We start from the raw sequence: 20,673 nt of genomic DNA on the forward strand, positions 1-20,673 counted from the left end.
ATATCCACCTTCTCCAGGAGATTGTCCCTGAAGAAGATCACCATGATCAGGAGAAGGCCCGCCACGAAGGCAAAGCTCGTGAAGTTGTGGATGTACTTCGCGACCTCCGAGATGGCGGCGAACATGTCCGGCCCAACGAGCGGCAGCAGCAGNGCCTTGCCGAACGTGATGTTCAATCCGGTCAGTCCGAGGATGACAAAGGAGGCCGCCGTCAGCCAATGCGCGAAGCGCTCGAACGCCTCGAAGCGGACCACTTTCTGCCCCGAGCGCCCGGCTGAGATCGGGAGCCGTCCGAGGATCAGATAGGCGATCGCCAGCAGCAGGACCGTGCCAAGGATCACAATCGCACCGCCCCAGCGCAGCAGGACCTGGTGGAAATATTCCCAGGTCCGGCCCGCCGGCTGGATCAGTACGCTGGCCCTGGTGTCGGGAATGTCGATGCGGCCGGTGATGCGCGGCATCTGCTGCAGCAATTCGTGCTGGCTGGTGACGCTTGCGGTCGGATTGGGTGCGCCATCGGGACCGCGCTCTTGTGCGAACACGGGCGCCGCCGCTGATATCGCAAGCAGCGCCAGGACGAAGGTCGCCAGACGAAAGCGTGCGAGAAACGTCATGACCGTTACCCTGTTCTCATCCCGCGCCCATCGCGGGCCGCCTGAGCCTGTCCGCTCAGACCCCGACGTCCTCGTGGTACGCCGTGGTCCAGCCCCAGGCACCGGAACCATAGCCGCGCTTGCGCACCCGCTCGCCATAGATCTGAGCGATGATGTCGCCATCGCCGGCGAGCAGCGACTTGGTCGAGCACATCTCCGCGCACATCGGCAATTTGCCTTCGCCGAACCGGTTCGAGCCGTATTTGGCGAATTCCGCCGCGCTCCCTGGTGCCTCTGGTCCGCCGCCGCCGGCGCAATAGGTGCATTTGTCCATCTTGCCGCGGGTACCGAAATTACCGACTTGCGGATATTGCGGCGCGCCAAACGGGCAGGCGTAGAAGCAATAGCCGCAACCGATGCACTGATCCTTGTTGTGCAAGACAACGCCGTCCTCGGTCGGGAAGATGCAGTTCACCGGACAGACCGACGCGCAAGGCGGGTCCGTGCAATGCATGCAGGCCATCGAGACCGAACGCTCGCCCGGCTTGCCGTCATTGATGGTGACGACGCGGCGGCGGTTGATGCCCCAGGGCACCTCGTTCTCGTTCTTGCACGCGGTGACACAGGCGTTGCAGTCGATGCAGCGGTCCGCGTCACAAAGGAATTTCATGCGTGCCATCGTCTCTTCCCCTTACGCGGCCCTGATCTGGCAAAGCGTCGCCTTCGGCTCCTGCATGCCGGTTGCAGGGTCGTAGCCATAGGTCGTCAGCGTATTCACGCTTTCGCCAAGCACGATCGGATCGGCGCCCTTCGGATATCTGGCGCGGAGGTCCTCGCCCTCGAAAAAGCCGGCGAAATGGTACGGCATCCAGGCGACGCCCTTGCCGACGCGCTCGGTGACCATCGCCTTGACGCGGGTCCGCGAACTGTTCTCGGCGCCCGTCACCCACACCCAGCCGCCGTCCTTGATGCCGCGCTCGGCGGCGTCGGCCGGGTTGATCTCGACGTACATGAACTGCTTCAGCTCGGCGAGCCACTTGTTGGAGCGCGTCTCCTCGCCGCCGCCTTCATATTCCACCAGCCGGCCCGAGCTCAGGATCAGCGGGAACTGTTTTGAGATGCCGCGATCGACGGCCGCCTTCTGCACCGAGAAGCCGATATTCGGCATGCGGAACTGCTTGGCATCTGGCAAGGTCGGATAGTCGGCGACGAGGTCCGGACGCGGCGTATAGATCGGCTCGCGATAGACCGGAATCGGATCGGGCAGATTCCAGGCGATCATGCGCGCCTTGCCGTTGCCGTAAGGCGAGCAGCCGTGCTCGATCGCGACCCGCTGGATGCCGCCGGACAGATCCAGCGACCAGGACACCTTGTCAGGGTCGGCCGAATTGACGCGCTGGATGATCTCCATCTCCTGCGGCGTCAGCTCGTTGTCCCAGCCGAGCTTTTTCAGCACGCCCAGCGTGAACTCCGGATAACCGTCCCTGATTGCGGAGCCGACCGAATAGGAGCCCTCGGCGAGAAGATTCTCATGAACCTCCCGCTCGACCTCCTGCCCGTTCTCCATCACCTTGCGCCTGACGACGCGCTCGACGCCGAACCGGGCGCGGAAGGTGCCGCCGCCGTCCTTCACCGAAAGATTGGTGTTGTAGAGGATCGGCGTGCCGGGATGCTTGAACTCCGGCGTGCCCCAGCACGGCCATGGCAGACCGTAATAGTCGCCGCCGACTTCCGGATCATCCTTCGGTGCCCGCAGCGTGACCAGGTCGAACTTATGCTGGTTCCTCATATGCGCCTTCAGCCGCTCCGGCGACTGCCCGCAATAGCCGGTCGACCAGCCGCCGCGGTTGATCTCGCGCAGGATGTCCTCCGCCGACACCGAGCCGTTCTCGACCTTGATGTTCTTGAACATCGGGTCGGCAAAGCCGAGCTTCTTGGCGAGCATATACATCACGTCGTAGTCGTTCTTGGATTCGAAGACCGGCTCGACGATCTTCTCGCCCCATTGCAGCGAGCGGTTGGAGGCGGTGCGCGAGCCGTCCATCTCGAAGCTGGTACAGGCCGGCAGCAGATAGGTGCCGTTCTTGCGCTCGGAGACCACCGACCACGCCGTCGGATAGGGATCGCAGACCACCAGGAGTTCGAGCTTCTCGATGCCGCGCACCGCTTCCGGCATCCGGGTGATGGTATTGACACCATGCCCCATGACGAACATGGCCTGCACCGGATTAGGCTGGTTGATCTGGTCCTTCGGCAGCAGGGTCGCGTCGAACCAGCGCGTGCTTGGAATGCCCGGCGTTTCCATCAACTGCTTGCTCGGGAAGCGCGACTTCATCCACTCGTAATCGACTTCCCACACCCGGCACCAGTGCCGCCAGGCCTCCTCGGCGAGACCGTAATAGAGCGGCAGGGTCGTGACATCGAGCCCGAGATCGGTCGCGCCCTGCACGTTGGTGTGGCCGCGGAAGATGTTGGCGCCGCCGCCGGCCATGCCGACATTGCCAGTGGCGAGCAGCAACAGGCAACTGGCGCGGACATTGGCGGTTCCGGTGGCGAACTGGGTCTGGCCCATCGCCCAGATCAGCGTCGCCGGCTTCTGCTTGGCGAACAATTCAGCGATATGCTTGACCTGCGCCTCCGGCAGGCCGGTGACGCGCTCGACTTCCTTCGGATTCCACTTCGCCGCCGCCTTGCGGATATCATCCACGCCGTAGACGCGCTGGCTGATGAATTCCTTGTCCTCCCAGCCATTCTCGAAAATGTGCCACAGCATGCCGTAGATGGTAGCGATGTGGGTGCCCGGGCGGACTCGGACATATTCGGTCGCATGCGCCGCCGTCCGCGTCATCCTTGGATCGACCACGATCATGTTGGCGCGGTTGAGCTCCTTGCCCTCGAGGATGTGCTGCAGCGAGACCGGATGCGCCTCCGCCGGATTTCCGCCCATCAGCAGGATGGTCCGGGAGTTACGGATGTCGTTGTAGCTGTTGGTCATCGCGCCGTAGCCCCAGGTATTGGCTACGCCGGTGACCGTCGTCGAATGGCAGATGCGGGCCTGATGGTCGGAATTGTTGGTACCCCAGAACGCCGCAAACTTGCGGTTAAGATAGGCGGCCTCGTTGGTGAACTTGGCCGAGCCGAGCCAATAGACCGAATCGGGGCCCGCCTTCTGGCGGATCTCCATCAGCTTGTCGCCGATCTCATTGATCGCGGTCTCCCAGGAGATCCGCGTCCACTGGCCGTTGACGAGCTTGACGGGATAGCGCAGGCGGCGCTCGCTCAGGACGTCGTCGCGGACCGCGGCGCCCTTGCAGCAATGCGAGCCGCGATTGATCGGGCTGTCATAGTCCGGCTCCTGCCCGATCCACACGCCATTGGCGACCTTGGCGATGACAGAGCAGCCGACCGAACAGTGGGTGCAGACATTCTTGCGGGTCGCGACGGGCGCACCGGGAGGAGCCGGCGGGCCGGCCTCCACCTTACGCACGCCATTCAGCGTGAATTCGCCGAGCGCCGCCAGCGTGCCGGCAGCGATGCCCGAACGCTTCAGAAACGTGCGACGATCCAATCCGCCGCCTGGCCTGCCTCCTTCGGCGAGAACAGGCTTTGCACTTCCCTGGCGACGATCCGCCTTCCTGATCAGCACGAACGCCTCCCTCTATCGAGCGCCGGGATAGCTGTTGACCCGGTAGAAGTCTCGAACCTCGGCGGAATTTGGCTGATAGCGCGCTCTGCGCTTGTCCTTCAGATTGACCGATTGTGCGGGCACCTGCCGCGGCAGCAATGCGCCGACGGCGGCCACGCTGCTGCCGGCGATGGTCAGACGAAGCAAATCACGCCGAGGAATTTTTCGCTTAGGATTTTCCTTCTCAGGATTTTCCTTCATCGCGGCGCGCTCCTAAACCAGGTTCGCTACTCGTTAGCGTACTCCGCGATGCCGGACTCTAATTGTGACCGGCACCTCGCCCGACCTTAACAGTTACCGGATTTCAGGTGCTGTTTACTAGCACCCCCTTTCACATTCGCACGATCACATTGGCATGTTTGCGGCCGATCGAAAAAACTTGAACGCTGCTCTCTTGCTTGTCCGTTTCCCTCAACGAAAGACACTTCGATCATCTACTTCGACGACGTCGCGAAGCTGCGCACGGAGTCCCACGAGAGCATCGAACTGCGTGTGCGAGCCGTGGCGCCGAACGGGCGTCCCATCGACAATCCTCTGCTCGGCCGGACGCCCGAAGATCGTCCGCGCGGGCTGCGGCCCAAGCAACCGGACCGCCGAAGCTTTTGCGCGTCGGGACAGTTCATTTACCCGCCTGCTCTATGGCTTCGACGACCGAGGTCGCGTCACCTTCGTCAGCCTCGTGGAGCTCACGTCTGAAAGCGAACAGCCCGTGCCGTCGGCGTCACAGCAGCAGTGCGCCGCTCCAGCGCAGCTCCCGAATGCGGCGCCAACCGCTGACCAAACGGCGCAAAAAATTACCGGCAACGGCCGACGGTCCGTCCAGCGTTATTTCTTCGACGGAACGGCATGGCGGGTGAAAGCCTATTTTGCCGCGACCGCGCGCACCGCGCGCCTGATTCCGGAGCGCTCGACCTACACTGACGCGACGCAGCAGAAACGCGACAAGAAACGGCTATTCGCATACTGAATACGCTAGGTGGAATTTCCTCGGATTCATAACGCGGGTGCTTCAGGGCGATGGCTTCCGGCTTGGGCAGAGTTACCATGATGCCTGCTTCGTGGCACGCGAGGATCTCCGGGCTGTTGAAGTAGCCGCGATCGGCTACAGCTTCGAGCGTCTCGGTCTTTAGAACAGCTTCGCCTGTTGGCCATATTGGCAAGTTGTGCCCGATCCGAACCGCTGTTCGTCACTTCGTGCGCCACAATCAGATGATGTTCGTGTCGACGGCGACCTGCACGTTGTAGCCGACAAGGCCGGAGCCACGGCCGCTCGTGGCCGTCGAGCGGCTATCGGGATCGGTCATGGAGATTTGCTGGTCGGGTGAAGCGAGCATCTGCTTCTCGTAAACGGCAAGCTTGCCCATTTCCTCCTTCAGCTTCGTCAGCTTTTCGGTAAGCCTTGTTACTTTCGCGCCAGCGCCTCAGTCGGCTCCTGCCGGTCGGCGGTGTCAAGTTGGCTTAGATAGCGCGCGACGCTCTCCTCAAGCTGAGCGCGCCGCCGTTCCACCTTCGCCTTTGTGAAGTTCTTGTCCCGGTTGTTCACCGCCTTGAACTTGCTGCCATCGATGGCAACGCTCGTGGTCGTGAGAAGACCCATCTCACGGCAGAGTTCGACGAAGCGCGCACAGACCTTCCGTAGTGCCGGACCGTTGCCGCTGTACTTCTGGTTTCTTCGGCCGCGGTGTCGGTCGTGTAATGTCTGCTACCGCTGCCGAAACTGCCGCCGTATCGCGATTTGCCAGACATCGATGCCTCCCTCAGTGCGACACTGGTCAAAGTAATAGCACTAACGGAATTCGCCAGGGATGCAATCCTTCCGATCCGCTCCATGTTTCGGAAGTTGCGAGGAGCGCGATTATCGAGTTTGCGGCCATGTTGGCTAACTTGGAGGGCGTCGTGTGAGAGCAACGCGGACGACCGATCGAGGCCTTCGCAAGCCAGTTTGATGAATGGCGATCGCGCGCTTCGGAAGCACTTCCTTCAATCCGATTTGCCGCTGCGTTGCCGGTACGTCGAGGCCGTCGTTCTCGCCGAGACAGCGGCGTTCGAGTTGCATCGCGGGGCCGTCTTGGAACATGTGCGTCCGGTGGTGAGCTGAACGAAAGGTGAGCAAGCACCGATACCTTTGCGCCATAAGCGACAGAGCCATTGGTCGCCTCGTCACCTCGCGTTCCCGGCTATACCTCACGCACCATGGCTGGAACCGCCCTCGGTCAGTCCGCGAAAGCGCGGTCTGAGATGCGCGACGTAATCGCGCGCCGCCCGGCTCAATGCCCGCATGGTCTTCCAGGCCGCCGTGGCCTCAAGCCATGCTTTGACTTGTCGGAATTTGCCATGGGCCCACGCGAATGCGGGGATCTTCATCAGCTTGTCGCGCGTGAGCCTGAACAGGCGCTCCACGAGTTTGAGAAGCTCGCCGACAATCAATGTCAGGGCGCTGCCCAGGATTTGGCCAGTTGCGGCGAGGTAAGCCGCCACAGGTTTAACCGGCTCCAGGATAATCACCGGCACGGAAAACAACGCCAGCGAGGAATATGGCGGTAGCGACCTGATCCAAGCCCGCAATCTGCGCAACATCACGTGTCTGGCAATCCAGTCGGACACCGGCTTCGCCACGGCCATGAAGACCACGTCCACCACGAAGTACACCACGGCGATGAGGTAAGTGAGGAATTTCAGGATTCTGTTCACGATCTTCCCTCCGCAAACCCAAAGCCCGACAGTTCAAATAGTTTCATTCGTCCCTGCCGTCGGGTTGCCGCTTGGCGGTTCCATGGGGAATCCCGCGCGCTCTCAGGGGATGCTCCCTGGGCTCGGGAACTGGCACCGCGCCGCTCGTATTTCACGCCTTCTGGAATGATCTGGAAAGCAGGGCGCGCGCTGGGCAGCGCGCAGCCGATGGTCTAATTCTCCACGAGCTTGATGGTTGAGACCGGCCACCGTCCATCATGACCTTTGATCGAAATCCGAAGCCCGTGCAATTCATCCAGCCATACGTTCTCAACAGTGCCTGCCTTTCCATCGGTAAGGACGATGGTTTTGCCGATCAATTCGGATTGCGCCTCACCGTACTCACGCAAAATTCTTGACGCACGGCGTTTCACCGATGGCATTGCTCGTCCATGTTCGGCTGAGCCGTCTGTGCTGTCCCACAGCGGTTCAGCGGCGAGGCCTGTCCCAGCGCTCAGCCGCCGGAATGATCGATGGTGACTGCTCTTCCAATTCGCGGAGCCGGTGGATTTGCGTTCTAATGCTCGCTGGCAATTCCGGCTCCGGTTTCAACGACGCACGCAATCTCTCGCCGATCTCTCGAACAATGGCGCGGCTGTGTTTGTGGTCTATGTCAATCCGGTTGGGCATAACGAAGCCTCGTTCGGGGCAAGAATGCGCCCAGCAGCGAAGACCTACGCGCCCTAGCTCTCCTGCTTGCGAGCACGGCTGGCCATTCCGAATGGAACCGGAAACCGCCGCTTTTGGCTATCTGCGCGAGCGCTGGTTTGAGAACAGCGGGTCTTTATTAGCGACCTTTGGCTATCCGCGACATTGCGCCGTGTTAGTACCGTTTCTTGATCCTTGATAGCAACGCGATGTTCCATTCGGAGAATCCCGGATTCGGTCGGCTCGGTCTTAGACTATGGCCAAACGGACACGGATAGCACTCGGAACCTTTTCTGAGAGCGCCCGGTTAGTTCATGGGACGATAAAGGGGACCGTCGCTATGAGGATTAAATATCTGGCTGCGATTGCGACAGCCGTTCTTGCCGCTTGTACTGGGCTGGCCGTCATTTCTCTCGGCTCGCTGCCTCCCGAAAAGCAGTCCACGCCGACTGCTACGCAAATGGCGCACCGATTGGCTCAGTCCTTGGACCCGTTTTTTGATGCGGTCTAGTGGCTAACAGCCGGCATTGGCGGCGCTGCCCGAGTCCTGGCGGGCGCCGCTGTCATATAACGCAAGAGTTGGCCGGTCACTCGATCATAACCGCGCGAGACCTTTAGCTCGACCACGACGTAGCTGCCTTGATGATGTACCGCGAGAATATCAACCTCCCGCTGGGAACTCGACACCCGTGATTTCTAGCCAGCTGGCTCGCTCAGGCTTGCCCGGTGATCCACTCTAAGGCTTCACGTTCTTCGCCTCTGTCAAAGGTCCGCACTTCGGGATGCAGAAATAGCCGCATGGTGCCGATGACCCAATACTGCCAGTTATGCCCAACGATAACGGCTATGCGCTCCACTTTCTGGTGGTGATTTTTCACGAAGCCGATGTGCTTCTCGAACGCAGCGATATCTTCCCAGCCGCCAAAATTCGAAGCGTCAACGAACAAGCTTATGTTGCCCTGCTGCTGGAGGAGGGAATCGATCTGCGGAGCAAGCTGCCGAAAGTCCCCCGCCTTCAGCTTCTCGGGCACGGTGATCTTCAGCACACGATCAAAGATCAGCTCTGTTTGGATCATTGCAGCTCCCCCTTGCAGCGGTGGCTCCGCCGGGCGCAAGAAGAACCAGACCGCCAGCAGCGCAGCGTCTTCCAAACCTAAACCTCATGCCGCTTTGGGTCGGCGCCGTGTCACTGCACCAATGTTGCAATTGCAAGAAGCGCGTCGGCACCCGCCCCTTCAAATGCCAGGTAGAATACTGCGGCTATCAAAACTGCGAAAGCCGCAAAAACGAGTGTGCGTTGTTTGGAAGTTTCCATAATCGAACTCCCTAACTAAAATAAAATTCCTTGCATGGGAGGATAACGTTAAACCCCAAAAAGTAGCCGCGTGTGAAGCCATTCACACTTAGACTGCAGTTAACTTGGCGCGTGGTTGGTTATGGCTGCCTGATCGTCTGAACAAATTCTCGCCAGGGCATCGAACCCGCCGGAGTCGCCCGGCGGGTTCTTTTATCGCCTGTGGGATCGATGTCGCTGTACAGTTACCGAGCCGATGCCACTTTCTCTTGCGGCATAGGCTTGCAGGGCGGCGGATCCCTCTAAATTCAACCTGGCGGCCGGGGTTGGCGCACCTCCGTTCAGCACGTCGAGATCGGGATGATAGAATGCGAATGCGCCCGGCTCTTGGATAGCGGCCTGCGCGAACACCGGTGTAGCCGCAAGCGCGGACAGCACGACGGCCGCTAAGACAGCCTTCAGGGAAGTCTTGTGATTGCGAACGAGATGATGAGACATGATGCACTCCTTTGGTTGCGTTGAGCAACGATTTCGGAGTGCACGTAAGGACCTGAGAGGAGACCCAGAATGGCGGTTGATCTCGTTTATATGCTCGATCGTCTCAAACTTGAGGTTCCGAATGGCCGCGCCCGATCCGTGGATGGCGGCCGTTTCCCGATCTGCGCAGTGCTCGAAGCCTATGCGACGGGGCCATCGCGCGTCCGGGCGCGTTCGCGTTCCATCATCCCAATCTGGACGTTCTCAATGGGGGCGCGCCAACGCCTGCTGTCAAGGCTTCTCCCGAGTGGCCCGCGTTGAAGGGCGCGTGTGCGTCGGCCGGCGGCGGCCTCTCTTACTGCGGTTGGGACCGCCTAAGATTTCCGTTTCGGCGTCAGAAGCTGACATCTCCGCGTTTAAGGGCGAGCGCCATAAACCTTCGTATCGGCCCGTGGCCCCTTCAGATGCCTGAGGTTGCCCTACGTTCAATTGAGCCGCCGATCGCGATCATCTTAGATAAGGGCATGCGGTAGCGACCCTCAGCTCCCCCCCGCGACCCGCTATCGCTGCCCTCCTTGGGCGTTTCCTCCCTGGACTTGGGCCGCTTGTGGCAACGCAGGCGGCCTTTCTTTTTGTGTGCACCCCCTTGGGATTAAACCGACGTCTGGTCGACCTACACCCATTCACTAGCCCGAGCGTACCTCGGTAGGGTCACTTCATACCCGCGCGCAATGGCGTCAATCAAGTGCTCGGTGCTACCTAATGAATGCGGAGTGAAAGGCAACGGAACCGGCCGCGAGCCGGCAGTTGCAGGACAGGGTCGGCGGCGTAGCGCCCGCCGGCCTTCCCCTTGATCGAGCCGCGCGTTGCCGCTCCAGTAATTAGTGTCTACCGCCACAGTTGGCTGCGAGAGTACGCCATGAAAAACATCGCCGATCTTCTAATGCGGTTTTGGCAAGCGAGCCAGCCCGTCTCCAATACTCAGGTTGCGGCTATGGCCGTCAATCGGGATCGATTCAGCATGGCCGATTTTGTCCGCATTCTTCAGGCCCACGATCAAGACCAGTACGGCAGGAGTTAGGGGCAACCGCGTCCCAATCGGTTTCTCGGGTCCTATGGAGAGCGTGAGGACATGCGGGACCGCGCGACGCCCCGGTGTGAAGATATTTGCAATTTCTCACATCGCGGTAAATTCTGTACCAGCTCGTATACAATGGGCGGTGCGCGATGCGGTTCCCCGCGCCCTGAGCGGGCCCCGGAGTGGAATGAAAACGATAACGATCCGGCATTTCTAACAGCGCGCAGACGGGAATACTCTCCTCGTGCACCTCATCGGGATAACTCGCTGGCGGGACGTTCGGAAAGGCAACAGGCGCTTGAGATGCAGCTTTCACCGTCTCGTGGTTTGGCCGCGCGTGCCGGACTATTTCCGCCTCGGTTGGCTGGCGCTGCCAACCTTGGACGCCACCGATTATGGCTATTGGGCGGTGCATATGGTGTGGCTGTGTGACTGCCCGATGCTGGAGCCAACATGGCCTGGCGGTACGGGATGTGGCACATGACGAACCGTGAGGCGCTAATCTTCGTCGTGGCGGTGGTCGTCATGGTCGCGCTGGCGGTACTGGCTCAGTGGATGGTCGCGTAGCTCAAATCGGTCCGGCTGACCGATTTGCCGCTATAGACCCATGATCGAGGGAAGGCGGCATGGCAGATCGGGATGATTCACCGGCCTATCAGATGCTCCCACGGAGCGCGCGGCAGGTGTTCGCTGCGATCGAGCGGACCATCGGCGACGGTAGCAGCGCGAGCGTGAGCTACGTTGACTTCATTCTGGATCACCACATCGCGCACAGGTCGATTTCGCCATCATTGAAGCTGCTCGACCGCCTCGGCCTGATCGAGATCGAGCCGGGCAAGCGCCTGACCAAAACGTTCTCGCTGAGCAACCGCTGGCGCAGCATTGATGAGGTCGAGGCCAAGCGGCTGGCGGCACTGGCGCGTGAGGTGAAGCCGCATCGAACCTTTGGCAAGCCGCCGGAGCCGAAGCCGGTGAAGCCACCGCCGCCGAAGCCCATGACGGTCGAGCGACCGCGCCTCATGCAGAGCCGGGTGCCGTCGCTGCCGACGATGCCGTGGCAGGATGACGGGCTATAGCGCAAGCCTCGCGATCTCAATGTCTTGCCCGCTTTCGCCCGCTTGCCGGCGAAACGCCAAGAACTTGATCTCGGCCATCACCTCGTCAGCGAGGGCGCGACTGTCGGCGAGCACGGTGCGGGCATCTCAGAACTTCGTGATTGGAGTTGCTTCCGTGCAATTCAGAAAAAGTGTCCACCACCTCGGACTTAGGTCCTTTGAAGAGAATGTACCAGCTCGGAAAGGATCAGCATCATGGTCTACGCTATCGAAGTCTGCACGAGACGGGACGGCTTGTTGGTGAAGTACGGAAAGGACGCTGGTGGCGACCTGAACGGACCGTCCAGTTGCGTCTGGATGGTACCGGGGACTTGGAGCGAATGATCGTAAAGCGTCCGAAATTGGACAGTTTCCCGGCGCGACCTCGCAGCGCGGGCAAGTCCCAATTTTTGGACTTGAAAAGCCAACGCTCGGTCGAGGAATAAAAGCACCGAATTTGGTAATTTTCCCGGCGTTACCAGTCAGCGCGTCTCACTTGCCCTGCTGCTTGAGCGCCCACAACCGATAGGCTTCGCCCTCGTAAGGGTCATCAGCTGTCGGCGGCGGTATCAGCTTTGCGCCTTCGGTGCGGAAGTGATCGAGACCGCGCGCCATCGCCCTGCCCTTCAACGTGTGCTGATCGAGCGCCCAGTCCGGTATCTCGGGCGCCAAGCCTTCGAGCGATGACCGCAATCCGATGGCCGCAGCGAAGTGATAGCCCGCGCGCGATTTCGGTGATCGGCACATCATACGGATGGCGTTGCCGATCATTAACCGGGCTTCACCGACGCTCTTGCTATAGCGCTCCCTCGATGCCGCGAGCGATGCGGCGACGAACGGGAAGACGTGCGGCGCTGCCAGCGTATCGAGATCTTCATGGCAGATGACTTCGAGGCGGTTAGCCGGGAGCGCACGGCGCGGTGCGCAAGAACGGCCAGCCGTTCATGGCGCGGGGGGCAGCGAACCTCTCGGACCTGGCGCTGACCGAGCCGGACACTGGAGCCTCAGCGAGGGGGATGACTTGCGGCCGGTCAGGTTCTAGCGCCTATAGGTGCATCTCCGGCCGGGCGTCGCTCGGTCCCGCGCGTTTCTTCGCCTTCGGCCCGTAAACGCCGACGCTGCGTTTTGCGGCCGGGCGACTCGGATGGCGCTGCGCTTTGGGTAAACTGATAGATGCAATACTCCAATGACAGCAGGACAGGCTGACACTTACCCATCGGCATCCCCGAATTATCTGCGCCGAGGCCTCGCCTCCAGGTTACGGCCTCATCGGTGTGGTGAGCGCCAGCGCCGCCACGGCATGCGCGATCCCAGGCGTATCTGCATAGGTCACCATGTGACCGGCATCCTCGACCAGATGTAGCAGGGAGGGGGGCAACGCCTTGTGCAGGCGGCCCGATTGGTCGGCTTCGATGAGCTGGTCACTCTTTCCATGCACGATCCTGACGGGACATCGGAGGCCTCGATATTGAAGCGGCAACTGCGCGGCAGCTGGAAGAAGAAACGCGCTCTCCTCGGCGGCCACCCGCAATTGCTGGGGCCGGAGAGACAACGAGATCGGAAATTCGTTCTTGAATTCCGGCGGAACGGCACGCGGCGCGAACAGCGTGCGAATAAGCTTGGGCATAATGGCCCAGGATATGATCGGCGAGATGGTGTAGCGCATCAGATCGCCGAGCAGTGGCAGGGCCGGACCTGACATGAGCCAAAAGTCCATCCGAAAGGTCGGAAAGTAGTAGCCGGACGCCAGCACGAGCCCCCTCACGGCATAGTCGCTTTGCAGCGCCAGCGCGATCGCCACCAGCGTACCGATCAGCAGCACGGTTTCAGTTGTGGACATCGGGTCGATCCTTAGATGGTCCGCGCTGGCGGGGTACTTCGAATCGGCGGGACAACCGCGCCTTGATGGCTTCGTTCCCGCTCCACCACTCACGCTCAGTGCGCGCCACCACTAGGGGCCCCTGCCAGTCGCATTGGCCACTTTGCCGGCGGTCCCGGTCGTCGTAGTTCAAAAGCTGCGAGCTTGGGGACAGTCGCCTCGGATCACGAGCGGAAATGCTCTGACTGATCGTAATGTATCCCGCTTGTCCATCAGAAACTGACGTCTACGCTTTTAATGAGGAATCGCGTTTTGACCGGTAGCTCGCTTTGGCGAAGCGAAAGATCACTTCGGCTGGTGCAGCAGCGCGCCGTGCACGACGGGGCGGCTTGAGCTTAGGACAGAGACGAGACCTAGAGCCATCAGCAGAACGCCGAGCCAGGTCCACCCCGGCCCGTCATCACCAGGCTTGGTAGCGGGAAAGGCGACCGGCCACGCCGAAGGCGCGGAGGCCGCAACGACGTCACTCGCGGCCGGAGCGGCCATCAGAAGTGTCTCCACCTCGACGAGACGCGGCGTTGGGTGCTCGGGCGTGAACTGGTCGTCCGCGCGGTCGATAAAGAGTGTCGGCGGCGCGAGGTTACCGGTCGCCGTAGCGAGGATAGGACCGGCATCGACCATCTTGAGCGCTGGCGCGGGGGGGGGGGGCGGAGTCAGCTGAGAGGTTTCCGCGGCTGCGAGGCGCGGCAGCACTGCATGGGCATCCACCAGCGCCTTGCGGTTGCGCCCTGCCGTCTCGTTCGCCTCGGCGGCGGCGACACGATGTTTCGCGGCGCGATGACGAACCGGCTTCTTCACCGTCGCGATCCCTTCGGCGACCTGGCACCAGCATCTGCGGCGGCCCTCCAACCGATAGACCCAGTGCTGGCCGGCGGCCATCGGCTTGCCGGGGCGCGGCAAGCACTTCCCGTCCGCAGAGGCGGACGCGGTGGCTTCGGCGGGAGCGGCATTGAACAAGGCGGGGAAAGGATTCGAAGACGCAGGCGAGGTCGAGAGACCTGCAAAAAGCACAAAAGCGATCAAGCAAAATCGCACATGACCGGACATGGAAAACTCCGGTTTGCGCCCCACCCAAGTGCGACCTTTGGCCGTGACCTAGGTCGCAATGCGACTCAAATCCGGCAGGCGGTGAATTCATTCGGGCCGGAGGTGACATCAGGGCCCGAATCCAGGGCCCAGCAGCCTGTCGAGCAGACGTGGAAACGAACCAGTGGAGATATCTGGAACAGAGGCCCTCTGAAACCTCCGCTCCTTCCGTCCGTTGAATCCGCGGTCCTTAGCTCCCCGGCTTGGCTTTTGTAACCCTGTTGCGTTGGAGTTATTCGGTGCCGGCGTCCCGACCCTACTGGAAGGGCTATCTCAAGCCGAGCAAGGATCGCAGCAGTCACAAGGCGAGGTTCTAGAGCTCGAGCTTGAGGAGCTTCTGCGCGGGCGCTTTCCGACCGATTCCATCGACCCAATCGGCAAGGGTGAGCTTGGTGCAGACGTTATGCAGCAGGTGAACGGAGCAATAGGCCAGCCTGCCGGCATCATCTTATGGGAGACCAAGCGCACCAAAGCGTGGAGTGACGGATGGCTCGCTAAATTGCGAGATGACCAGCGTCGTTCCAGTGCTGATGTGGCCCTAATCATTTCTCAAGCCCTGCCCAAGCACGTCGAGCAGTTTGACCTGATTGACGGCGTCTGGGTCGCTCATCCTCGCTGTGCCCTTCCGGTCGCCGTGGCCCTACGCCAGTGCCTTATTGACCTGAGCAGCTCAAGACTCGTCCAGCAAGGACAGCAGACAAAAATGGAGCAGGTCTATCATTATTTGACCGGCGCCAAGTTTCGACAGCGCGTGGATGCTGTCATCGAGAAATTCAATGATATGCGAGATGATCTCGACAAAGAACGCAAGTTCATGGGGCGTCAGTGGGCCAAACGAGAGACACAGATTTTGTCCGTGCTCGACTCCACCGTCGGCATGGTCGGAATCTGCAAGCGATCGCCGGCAAGGCCATGCCGGAAATCTCCAGCTTAGATATTTCATTACTGGAAGATACGACTGCTTCGCAAAGAAAAGCAGGGTGAAATTGACCGAGCCTCCTTTTCTTTAGACGCGGGCCTTAGCAACCTGCGCTCTGACTTCATTTGCGGCGAGACATGCCCTTGCTCGAGACTTATCTCGCGCAAGGGCTGCTGAGAGCATTTGTTTGTTGGTGTCTTTTGCGTGTCTTGTATTCATGATGAGACCTCTTAAACGGATTGTGGTGCCGCGATTGCGATCACAAGGCTCATTCACAAGATTGATTTTCCAGAAGTCACTCGACTTGAGAACTTTCTTGTAGCCGCGTCTATGTCGGACTGAGCCATCCAATTGATAACTGATAAGAAAACTCTCAAATCCTATCCAGTCGCGCACCGATAAGCTTTTGCGTATTTGCCTATCAGTTGTTCGGCTGCCTTCTTTTGGCTTGAACCTCATCGCGGCCGACTGCGGGGAAGCATTCGCCTGGTCGCGCTCTCTTAGCCTTCGGACATCTACGTACAGGAGCGGCAGGCGTCGTAAAGACATCTAAATTGGCGACTTGAGCAGACGTTCGCCTCGATCAAGCTTTCTGTCGGCCCCGACCGTGTCGAGTACAATCTGGCGTAATGCGGCCGATACAGCCGCACTTTCCTGACCAACGTCTACCGTGGCAATTTGCAATTGATCTGATCGTAGCTTGCCCGGCACGGCTATACCATAATTGGCTTGCACGCCCGCTGTGCTAAGACCCGCATGATGCGGGTACAACATTAGCAAACGATCGCAGTTGTAAAGCTGAGCATACGCCATTAACTGATAGACGTCTGATTGCGAAATCCCGCGCTTACTTTCATCAGCGTCATCGCGTAAGCATTTCCATTTGGTATCAACGACTACAACCACCTTTCCACGCGAACGAATAATGACGTCCGGTCTTGTCCGGAATAAATTGCCGCTGCAGGGACTGTTCGGCAGCCACTCTCCGAGACAATATCGAAAACCGCCTTGGGTAACGACGTCGATGTCATAGGTCGACAAGGCTTTTCGCAACGCGGCTGCAATCGTGGCCTCAAACAGTTCGTTCATGGGGAAAAGCAAACTGAAGCCTTTTCGTGAACTTTCCGCATCGTAGTGGGTCGCTTGCCAATCTCTTACGAGCAGTAACCTGCTCAAATCGTAAAGTGTTCTCCAGCGACGATTCGAGCGGTCGATTTTGACCGACGCCCATGGAAGGCGACCTAAAGGCGCATCCGAGACCTCGCCCATCAGAATTCTGAGTTCAAACCGGCGACGATGCGTTTCTTGCGTACGAGCCAGCCGCGACAAGAACACTACGCACGCGCGCATGATCTGCGCGAGTGCAGTATCGGCGGAAAGCTCATCGAACCGACACGCAAGACGCGATCCGGTCTCACGGTATGGATCGTGAACTGTCGGACTACATCCAAACGCCCGCGCATTACAGCGACATCGCGTGCTTTTTCGCGATAAGCTTGCGGGAGCCCCTGACGGATTTGCGCAAGAAGACGATCGGCAAAGATTCGAATCAGACAATCGAGAAGGTTGGTATTCTGACGCGCGAGTGGCGCAATCTCTCCCTCCGAAAGACCGCGCTCCCAAGCAGCATCGAGCATCCGGACCAGCTGAGCTCTAACACTGCCAGGCTGAAGATCCGGTGCAGCAGGGTCTACCTTGGGCAGTATCTCCAAAGTGACGTCGGTAGATGCCAGCACCCCGACACACTGGCCAACCCGAACATAACGATGGTGATCAGAAATAATACTCGTTCCTTCGTCTTGACCTGCCACTGCGTTTTCATCCAGCGGCGGTTAGAGTCTCGGAGTTTTGTACACCAAGTGGCGCGGGTGGAGCAACGGACGATCGGCGGAGCTGGTCGGGGTTGCGTAGCCGATCGTCCGTTGCGGTGAGGTTGGCGGCATAGGCCGCGGGGGTTAGGTATTTCAACGATGAGTGAGGTCGCCGGAGATTGTAGTCAGCGATCCAGTTGGCGATCTTGGCGCGGGCGTCGTCGAGATCGAAGAACAGGGTCTCGTTGAGCAGCTCATCGCGCATTCGGCCATTGAAGCTCTCGATGAAGCCGTTCTGCATCGGCTTGCCGGGCGCGATGAAGTGCCAGTCGATGACGGCATCCTTGCTCCAGGCGAGCATGGCATTGCAGGTGAATTCGGTGCCATGGTCGGACACGATCATTCCTGGCTTGCCACGTCGTTCGACGATTGTCGTGAGTTACGGGCCACCCGCCGCCCCGAGATCGACGTCTCCGGAATGGCGCCCAGGCATTCTTTGGTGACGTCGTCGACAATGTTGAGGATGCGGAAGCGCCGGCCATTGGCGAACTGGTCGTGGACAAAGTCCAGCGACCAGCGCGCGTTGGGCCTGGCCTCCACCAGGATCGGGGCCCGGGTCCGCACAGCCTTGCGCCGAGCCCGTCGCTTGCGGACGGCGAGTTCCTCCTCGCGATAAAGCCGGTAGATCCGGTTGATCCCCGACGGCTCGCCCTCCCGCCGCAGCAGGACGAACAGCCGGCGGTAGCCGAAACGCCGCCGCTCGTTGGCGAGATCTCGCAGCCGGCCTCGCAGCTCTGCCTCTGGAGGGCGGCTGGACCGATAGCGGATCATCTTCCGATCCGCGCTCACGATCGAGCAGGCCCGCCGTTCCGACAGGCTCATGACGGCCTGCAGATGCGCGACCGCAGCGCGCTTGGCGGCGGGCCCTACCATTTTTTTGAAAGAAGCTCGCGAAGGGCGGCCGCATCGAGCATCTGCTCGGCCAGAAGCTTCTTTAGCTTCGCGTTCTCCTCTTCCAAGCCCCTCAGCCGCTTGGCCTCGGAGACATCCATACCGCCAAATTTGGCCTTCCAATTGTAGATCGTCGCCTCGGAAAATCTCATGCTTGCGAGCAAGGTCAGCCGTCTTCGCCCCAGCCTCATGCTCCTTCAACACTGCGATAATCTGCTCTTCCGAAAACCTTGCTCGCTTCATCTGTCCGTCCTTCTGCGGGCCGGACTCTAACTCCATCTGGAGGAAATACGCAGTGGCAGGTCAGTCTCCGCCCAAACTGTGTGCCACAGCTGCTGCAATGAGCCGATTGGCATCTGCTCGCGTAAGTCTGGACGGGTCCTCCCCTACATTGACCCGCGCCCATTCATGTACCGCGAGGTACTTCATTGCTCGGCATCGTCTTTCAGAGCGGTCGAGTCTTCTTCCGGGACACTTGTGTTAATGAGGCGATCGTATGCGTCCTGCGCGAAACGTCCGTTGGCGTCATCTCGACCCACAGACCAACTCACGCGATCGGGGCCGCCATCAACCGTGGGATCTTTGAGGCGCCTGCATTCGAGGAAATGTCCCCTACGACTCGGTCTAGGTGGCTCCGTTTGCTCGCCCAAAACTGCAGCGACGCGGCTCCAATCCTCGAAGAAATACTCCTGGACGAGCGGGATTACTTTGTCGCGCATTGCACCGTCGACGTCATAACGTGTGTTGCAGTCGACAAAAAACGCGTGGCCTATCCTGTGCTCACGATCGATCAAATACTCGATCCGGTCGTTCAACGTTTGCAAGACTTGCATCAGGGGAACGCCCGTCCGAACAGCCGCCTCTTGAAGAAGCGCTGGGTCGGGTTCAACTTCAACGAACCTAAAACGTCGTCGGAGCGCAGTATCAAGAAGTGCAATGGAGCGGTCTGCGGTATTCATTGTTCCAATTATATGGAGATTGTCTGGCACTCCGAATGGCTTTCGAGAATAGGGAAGCAGCACTTCGAGCGCATTCTGCTGACCGAGCCGTTTGTCTGGCTCAATAAGCGTAATCAATTCGCCGAGCACTTTCGAGATATTAGCGCGATTTATCTCATCGATAATCAGGACAAATTGATCGACACTCCCTGTATGGACGGGCTCCTCGGCAGCTAGGAGACGTCGCAGAGCAGCCTTGTTAAGCCGGCTCTCCGTTATCTGGTAGAGGGTTCGCATCGTAAACTTTCCCTCGACGATGGTATCGAGCGGAAGCGGCTCTGCGAGCTTCAGCAGCCAACGAACTGATCTGCGATGATTATAGTGACCATCCTCGCCGCGAACGTATTGATAGTCCCCGGTGACCTCAGCAACGGCGCCAAATGCGCTGTTGCCAAACGACACGATCACGATGTCGCCCTTTTTTCATTTTGGCGCGGAACGGCCAAAGTTGAGTATAGTTACTTGGAGACGTATCTGCGTCTCGATCGCCAGCGCCCGGTCGTAGCTGTTGTTCGCGATGTATTGGCCGCCGAACGCCCGCCGCAGCGCCTGAAAGTCGAATGCGTTCTTGGCGTTGTCGCCGCGGGTCTGTCCTTCGATGCAGTGGAGGTAAGCGAGCCCCAGCGTACCCAGTCTTTCGACCAGAAACCCGTAGGTATGTTGCGGATCGCCATCAAGATTAGTGTCGCCGGCGAAACATGTCAGCGGAGAGAGCCGAACGCCAACACGGTCGGCTCCCCAGATCTCAGCTACCGCGGTGGCGACCTCGATCGGCAGCCGTGTGCGGTTCTCGACCGGGCCGCCGTAGATATCATCACGTCGGTTAGTGCTGTCGCGGATGAATTGGTCGAGCAGATAGCTGTTGGCCATATGAACTTCAACGCCGTCGAAACCAGCGGCCTTAGCCTTACGCGCGGCGTTACGGTAGTCCTCGATCAACCCTGGGATCTCGTCGGTACGCAACGCCCTCGGCATGGAGGGGCGTACCAGGCCGCTCTCGATGAACGTCGTGTCGCCGGCCTGGATCGCGGACGGCGCGACGGGCGCCTGACCGCCTTCCTGCAAGTTGACGTGAGAGATGCGCCCGACGTGCCACAGCTGCAGCACGATGTGGCCGCCGGCGGCGTGGACAGCTTCCGTTACTTTCCGTCACACTTCGGCGTGGCGCTCGGTGTGAATGCCGGGAGTATAGGCGTATCCTCTGCCTTGACGCGTGATCTGCGTGGCTTCGGCGATGATAAGGCCGGCCGACGCGCGCTGGCGATAGTATTCCGCGGCCAGCGGAGTCTGGACACCGTCCATGTCGGCGCGCGAGCGGGTGAGCGGGGCCATGGCGATGCGGTTCGAAACGGGGATAGCGCCGATCTTTCCGGGAGCGAAGAGGTCGGAAGTCGACATTTCCATATCTTTCCGAGGCTGTTCAGGCGCGA

General features: G+C 60.0%; 19 protein-coding genes and 4 pseudogenes. 4 read left to right on the forward strand and 19 right to left on the reverse strand.

What is annotated here, in order from left to right; all coding sequences use genetic code 11:
• The 4 genes from YY7_RS0143470 to YY7_RS61290 form a co-directional block, all read right to left on the reverse strand.
• Nucleotides 1-776: cytochrome b/b6 domain-containing protein (locus YY7_RS0143470; RefSeq protein WP_433994568.1), on the reverse strand; the 776-nt coding region annotated here is incomplete at its 3' end.
• Nucleotides 670-1,272: a formate dehydrogenase FDH3 subunit beta gene (gene fdh3B / locus YY7_RS0143475; RefSeq protein WP_028164302.1), complete on the reverse strand. Its 603-nt coding sequence runs from the start codon at nt 1,270-1,272 to the stop codon at nt 670-672. The genes fdh3B and YY7_RS0143470, both read right to left, overlap by 107 nt.
• Nucleotides 1,273-1,284: 12 nt before the next feature.
• Nucleotides 1,285-4,239 (reverse strand): formate dehydrogenase subunit alpha, encoded by a 2,955-nt coding sequence (locus YY7_RS0143480; RefSeq protein WP_028164301.1) that lies wholly within the window; start codon nt 4,237-4,239, stop codon nt 1,285-1,287.
• A 12-nt stretch (nt 4,240-4,251) separates the two neighbouring features.
• Nucleotides 4,252-4,479: a hypothetical protein gene (locus YY7_RS61290; protein ID WP_028164300.1), complete on the reverse strand. Its 228-nt coding sequence runs from the start codon at nt 4,477-4,479 to the stop codon at nt 4,252-4,254.
• 154 nt (nt 4,480-4,633) lie between these two features.
• Between YY7_RS61290 and YY7_RS62335 the strand changes: the two genes are divergently transcribed.
• Nucleotides 4,634-5,245: a hypothetical protein gene (locus tag YY7_RS62335; RefSeq protein WP_196237423.1), complete on the forward strand. Its 612-nt coding sequence runs from the start codon at nt 4,634-4,636 to the stop codon at nt 5,243-5,245.
• Between the two features lie 238 nt (nt 5,246-5,483).
• On the opposite strand, the gene YY7_RS65350 is transcribed toward YY7_RS62335, so the two are convergent.
• The 7 genes from YY7_RS65350 to YY7_RS59315 form a co-directional block, all read right to left on the reverse strand.
• The gene (locus YY7_RS65350) at nt 5,484-5,642 is read right to left on the reverse strand and encodes a hypothetical protein (protein ID WP_196237424.1); all 159 of its coding nucleotides are present in this window, start codon (nt 5,640-5,642) and stop codon (nt 5,484-5,486) included.
• Between the two features lie 38 nt (nt 5,643-5,680).
• Nucleotides 5,681-5,875 (reverse strand): hypothetical protein, encoded by a 195-nt coding sequence (locus YY7_RS65355; protein WP_028168600.1) that lies wholly within the window; start codon nt 5,873-5,875, stop codon nt 5,681-5,683.
• A 587-nt stretch (nt 5,876-6,462) separates the two neighbouring features.
• Nucleotides 6,463-6,969, reverse strand: coding sequence for a hypothetical protein (locus YY7_RS54890; protein ID WP_051397248.1), 507 nt, complete (start codon nt 6,967-6,969; stop codon nt 6,463-6,465).
• A 212-nt stretch (nt 6,970-7,181) separates the two neighbouring features.
• A complete protein-coding gene (locus YY7_RS0143520) occupies nt 7,182-7,391 on the reverse strand; it encodes a PRC-barrel domain-containing protein (RefSeq protein ID WP_028168601.1) in 210 nt (69 codons plus the stop codon).
• Nucleotides 7,392-8,369: 978 nt separating this feature from the next.
• Entirely contained in the window at nt 8,370-8,807 is a 438-nt protein-coding gene (locus YY7_RS0143530; protein WP_028168603.1) for an STAS/SEC14 domain-containing protein, read from the reverse strand.
• Nucleotides 8,808-8,842: 35 nt separating this feature from the next.
• Nucleotides 8,843-8,971 (reverse strand): hypothetical protein, encoded by a 129-nt coding sequence (locus YY7_RS64605; protein WP_283807048.1) that lies wholly within the window; start codon nt 8,969-8,971, stop codon nt 8,843-8,845.
• Nucleotides 8,972-9,163: 192 nt separating this feature from the next.
• On the reverse strand, nt 9,164-9,448 hold the full coding sequence (locus tag YY7_RS59315; protein WP_080664107.1) for a hypothetical protein: 285 nt from the start codon (nt 9,446-9,448) through the stop codon (nt 9,164-9,166).
• A gap of 898 nt (nt 9,449-10,346) precedes the next feature.
• Here YY7_RS59315 and YY7_RS62350 point away from each other — a divergent pair.
• Nucleotides 10,347-10,508, forward strand: coding sequence for a hypothetical protein (locus tag YY7_RS62350; RefSeq protein ID WP_196237425.1), 162 nt, complete (start codon nt 10,347-10,349; stop codon nt 10,506-10,508).
• A gap of 623 nt (nt 10,509-11,131) precedes the next feature.
• Entirely contained in the window at nt 11,132-11,581 is a 450-nt protein-coding gene (locus YY7_RS0143555) for a hypothetical protein (RefSeq protein WP_028168605.1), read from the forward strand.
• Between the two features lie 510 nt (nt 11,582-12,091).
• Here the strand turns inward: YY7_RS0143555 and YY7_RS54895 are convergent.
• From YY7_RS54895 to YY7_RS0143575, 3 genes are all read right to left on the reverse strand, one after another.
• A complete protein-coding gene (locus YY7_RS54895) occupies nt 12,092-12,370 on the reverse strand; it encodes a hypothetical protein (protein WP_028168606.1) in 279 nt (92 codons plus the stop codon).
• A gap of 487 nt (nt 12,371-12,857) precedes the next feature.
• Complete coding sequence (locus YY7_RS54900) at nt 12,858-13,439, reverse strand: alpha/beta fold hydrolase (RefSeq protein WP_245287633.1); 582 nt, start codon at nt 13,437-13,439, stop codon at nt 12,858-12,860.
• Between the two features lie 324 nt (nt 13,440-13,763).
• Nucleotides 13,764-14,525: a hypothetical protein gene (locus YY7_RS0143575; protein ID WP_028168607.1), complete on the reverse strand. Its 762-nt coding sequence runs from the start codon at nt 14,523-14,525 to the stop codon at nt 13,764-13,766.
• A gap of 310 nt (nt 14,526-14,835) precedes the next feature.
• Here YY7_RS0143575 and YY7_RS54905 point away from each other — a divergent pair.
• A pseudogene (locus YY7_RS54905) lies at nt 14,836-15,548 on the forward strand (DUF2130 domain-containing protein); the annotation flags it as partial.
• Between the two features lie 484 nt (nt 15,549-16,032).
• Here YY7_RS54905 and YY7_RS59320 read toward each other — a convergent pair.
• From YY7_RS59320 to YY7_RS54925, 5 genes and pseudogenes are all read right to left on the reverse strand, one after another.
• A pseudogene (locus YY7_RS59320) lies at nt 16,033-16,878 on the reverse strand (McrC family protein); the annotation flags it as partial.
• Complete coding sequence (locus tag YY7_RS65360; RefSeq protein ID WP_433994569.1) at nt 16,818-17,294, reverse strand: 5-methylcytosine restriction system specificity protein McrC; 477 nt, start codon at nt 17,292-17,294, stop codon at nt 16,818-16,820. The pseudogene YY7_RS59320 and the gene YY7_RS65360, both read right to left, overlap by 61 nt.
• 7 nt (nt 17,295-17,301) lie before the next feature.
• Nucleotides 17,302-18,488, reverse strand: a pseudogene (locus YY7_RS54915) (IS3 family transposase).
• A 182-nt stretch (nt 18,489-18,670) separates the two neighbouring features.
• Nucleotides 18,671-19,651, reverse strand: coding sequence for an AAA family ATPase (locus YY7_RS59330; RefSeq protein WP_245287634.1), 981 nt, complete (start codon nt 19,649-19,651; stop codon nt 18,671-18,673).
• Between the two features lie 15 nt (nt 19,652-19,666).
• Nucleotides 19,667-20,647, reverse strand: a pseudogene (locus YY7_RS54925) (alkene reductase).
• Between the last annotated feature and the right edge of the window lie 26 nt (nt 20,648-20,673).

The organism is Bradyrhizobium elkanii WSM2783, from assembly GCF_000472865.1.
Classification (GTDB): Bacteria; Pseudomonadota; Alphaproteobacteria; order Rhizobiales; family Xanthobacteraceae; genus Bradyrhizobium; species Bradyrhizobium elkanii_A.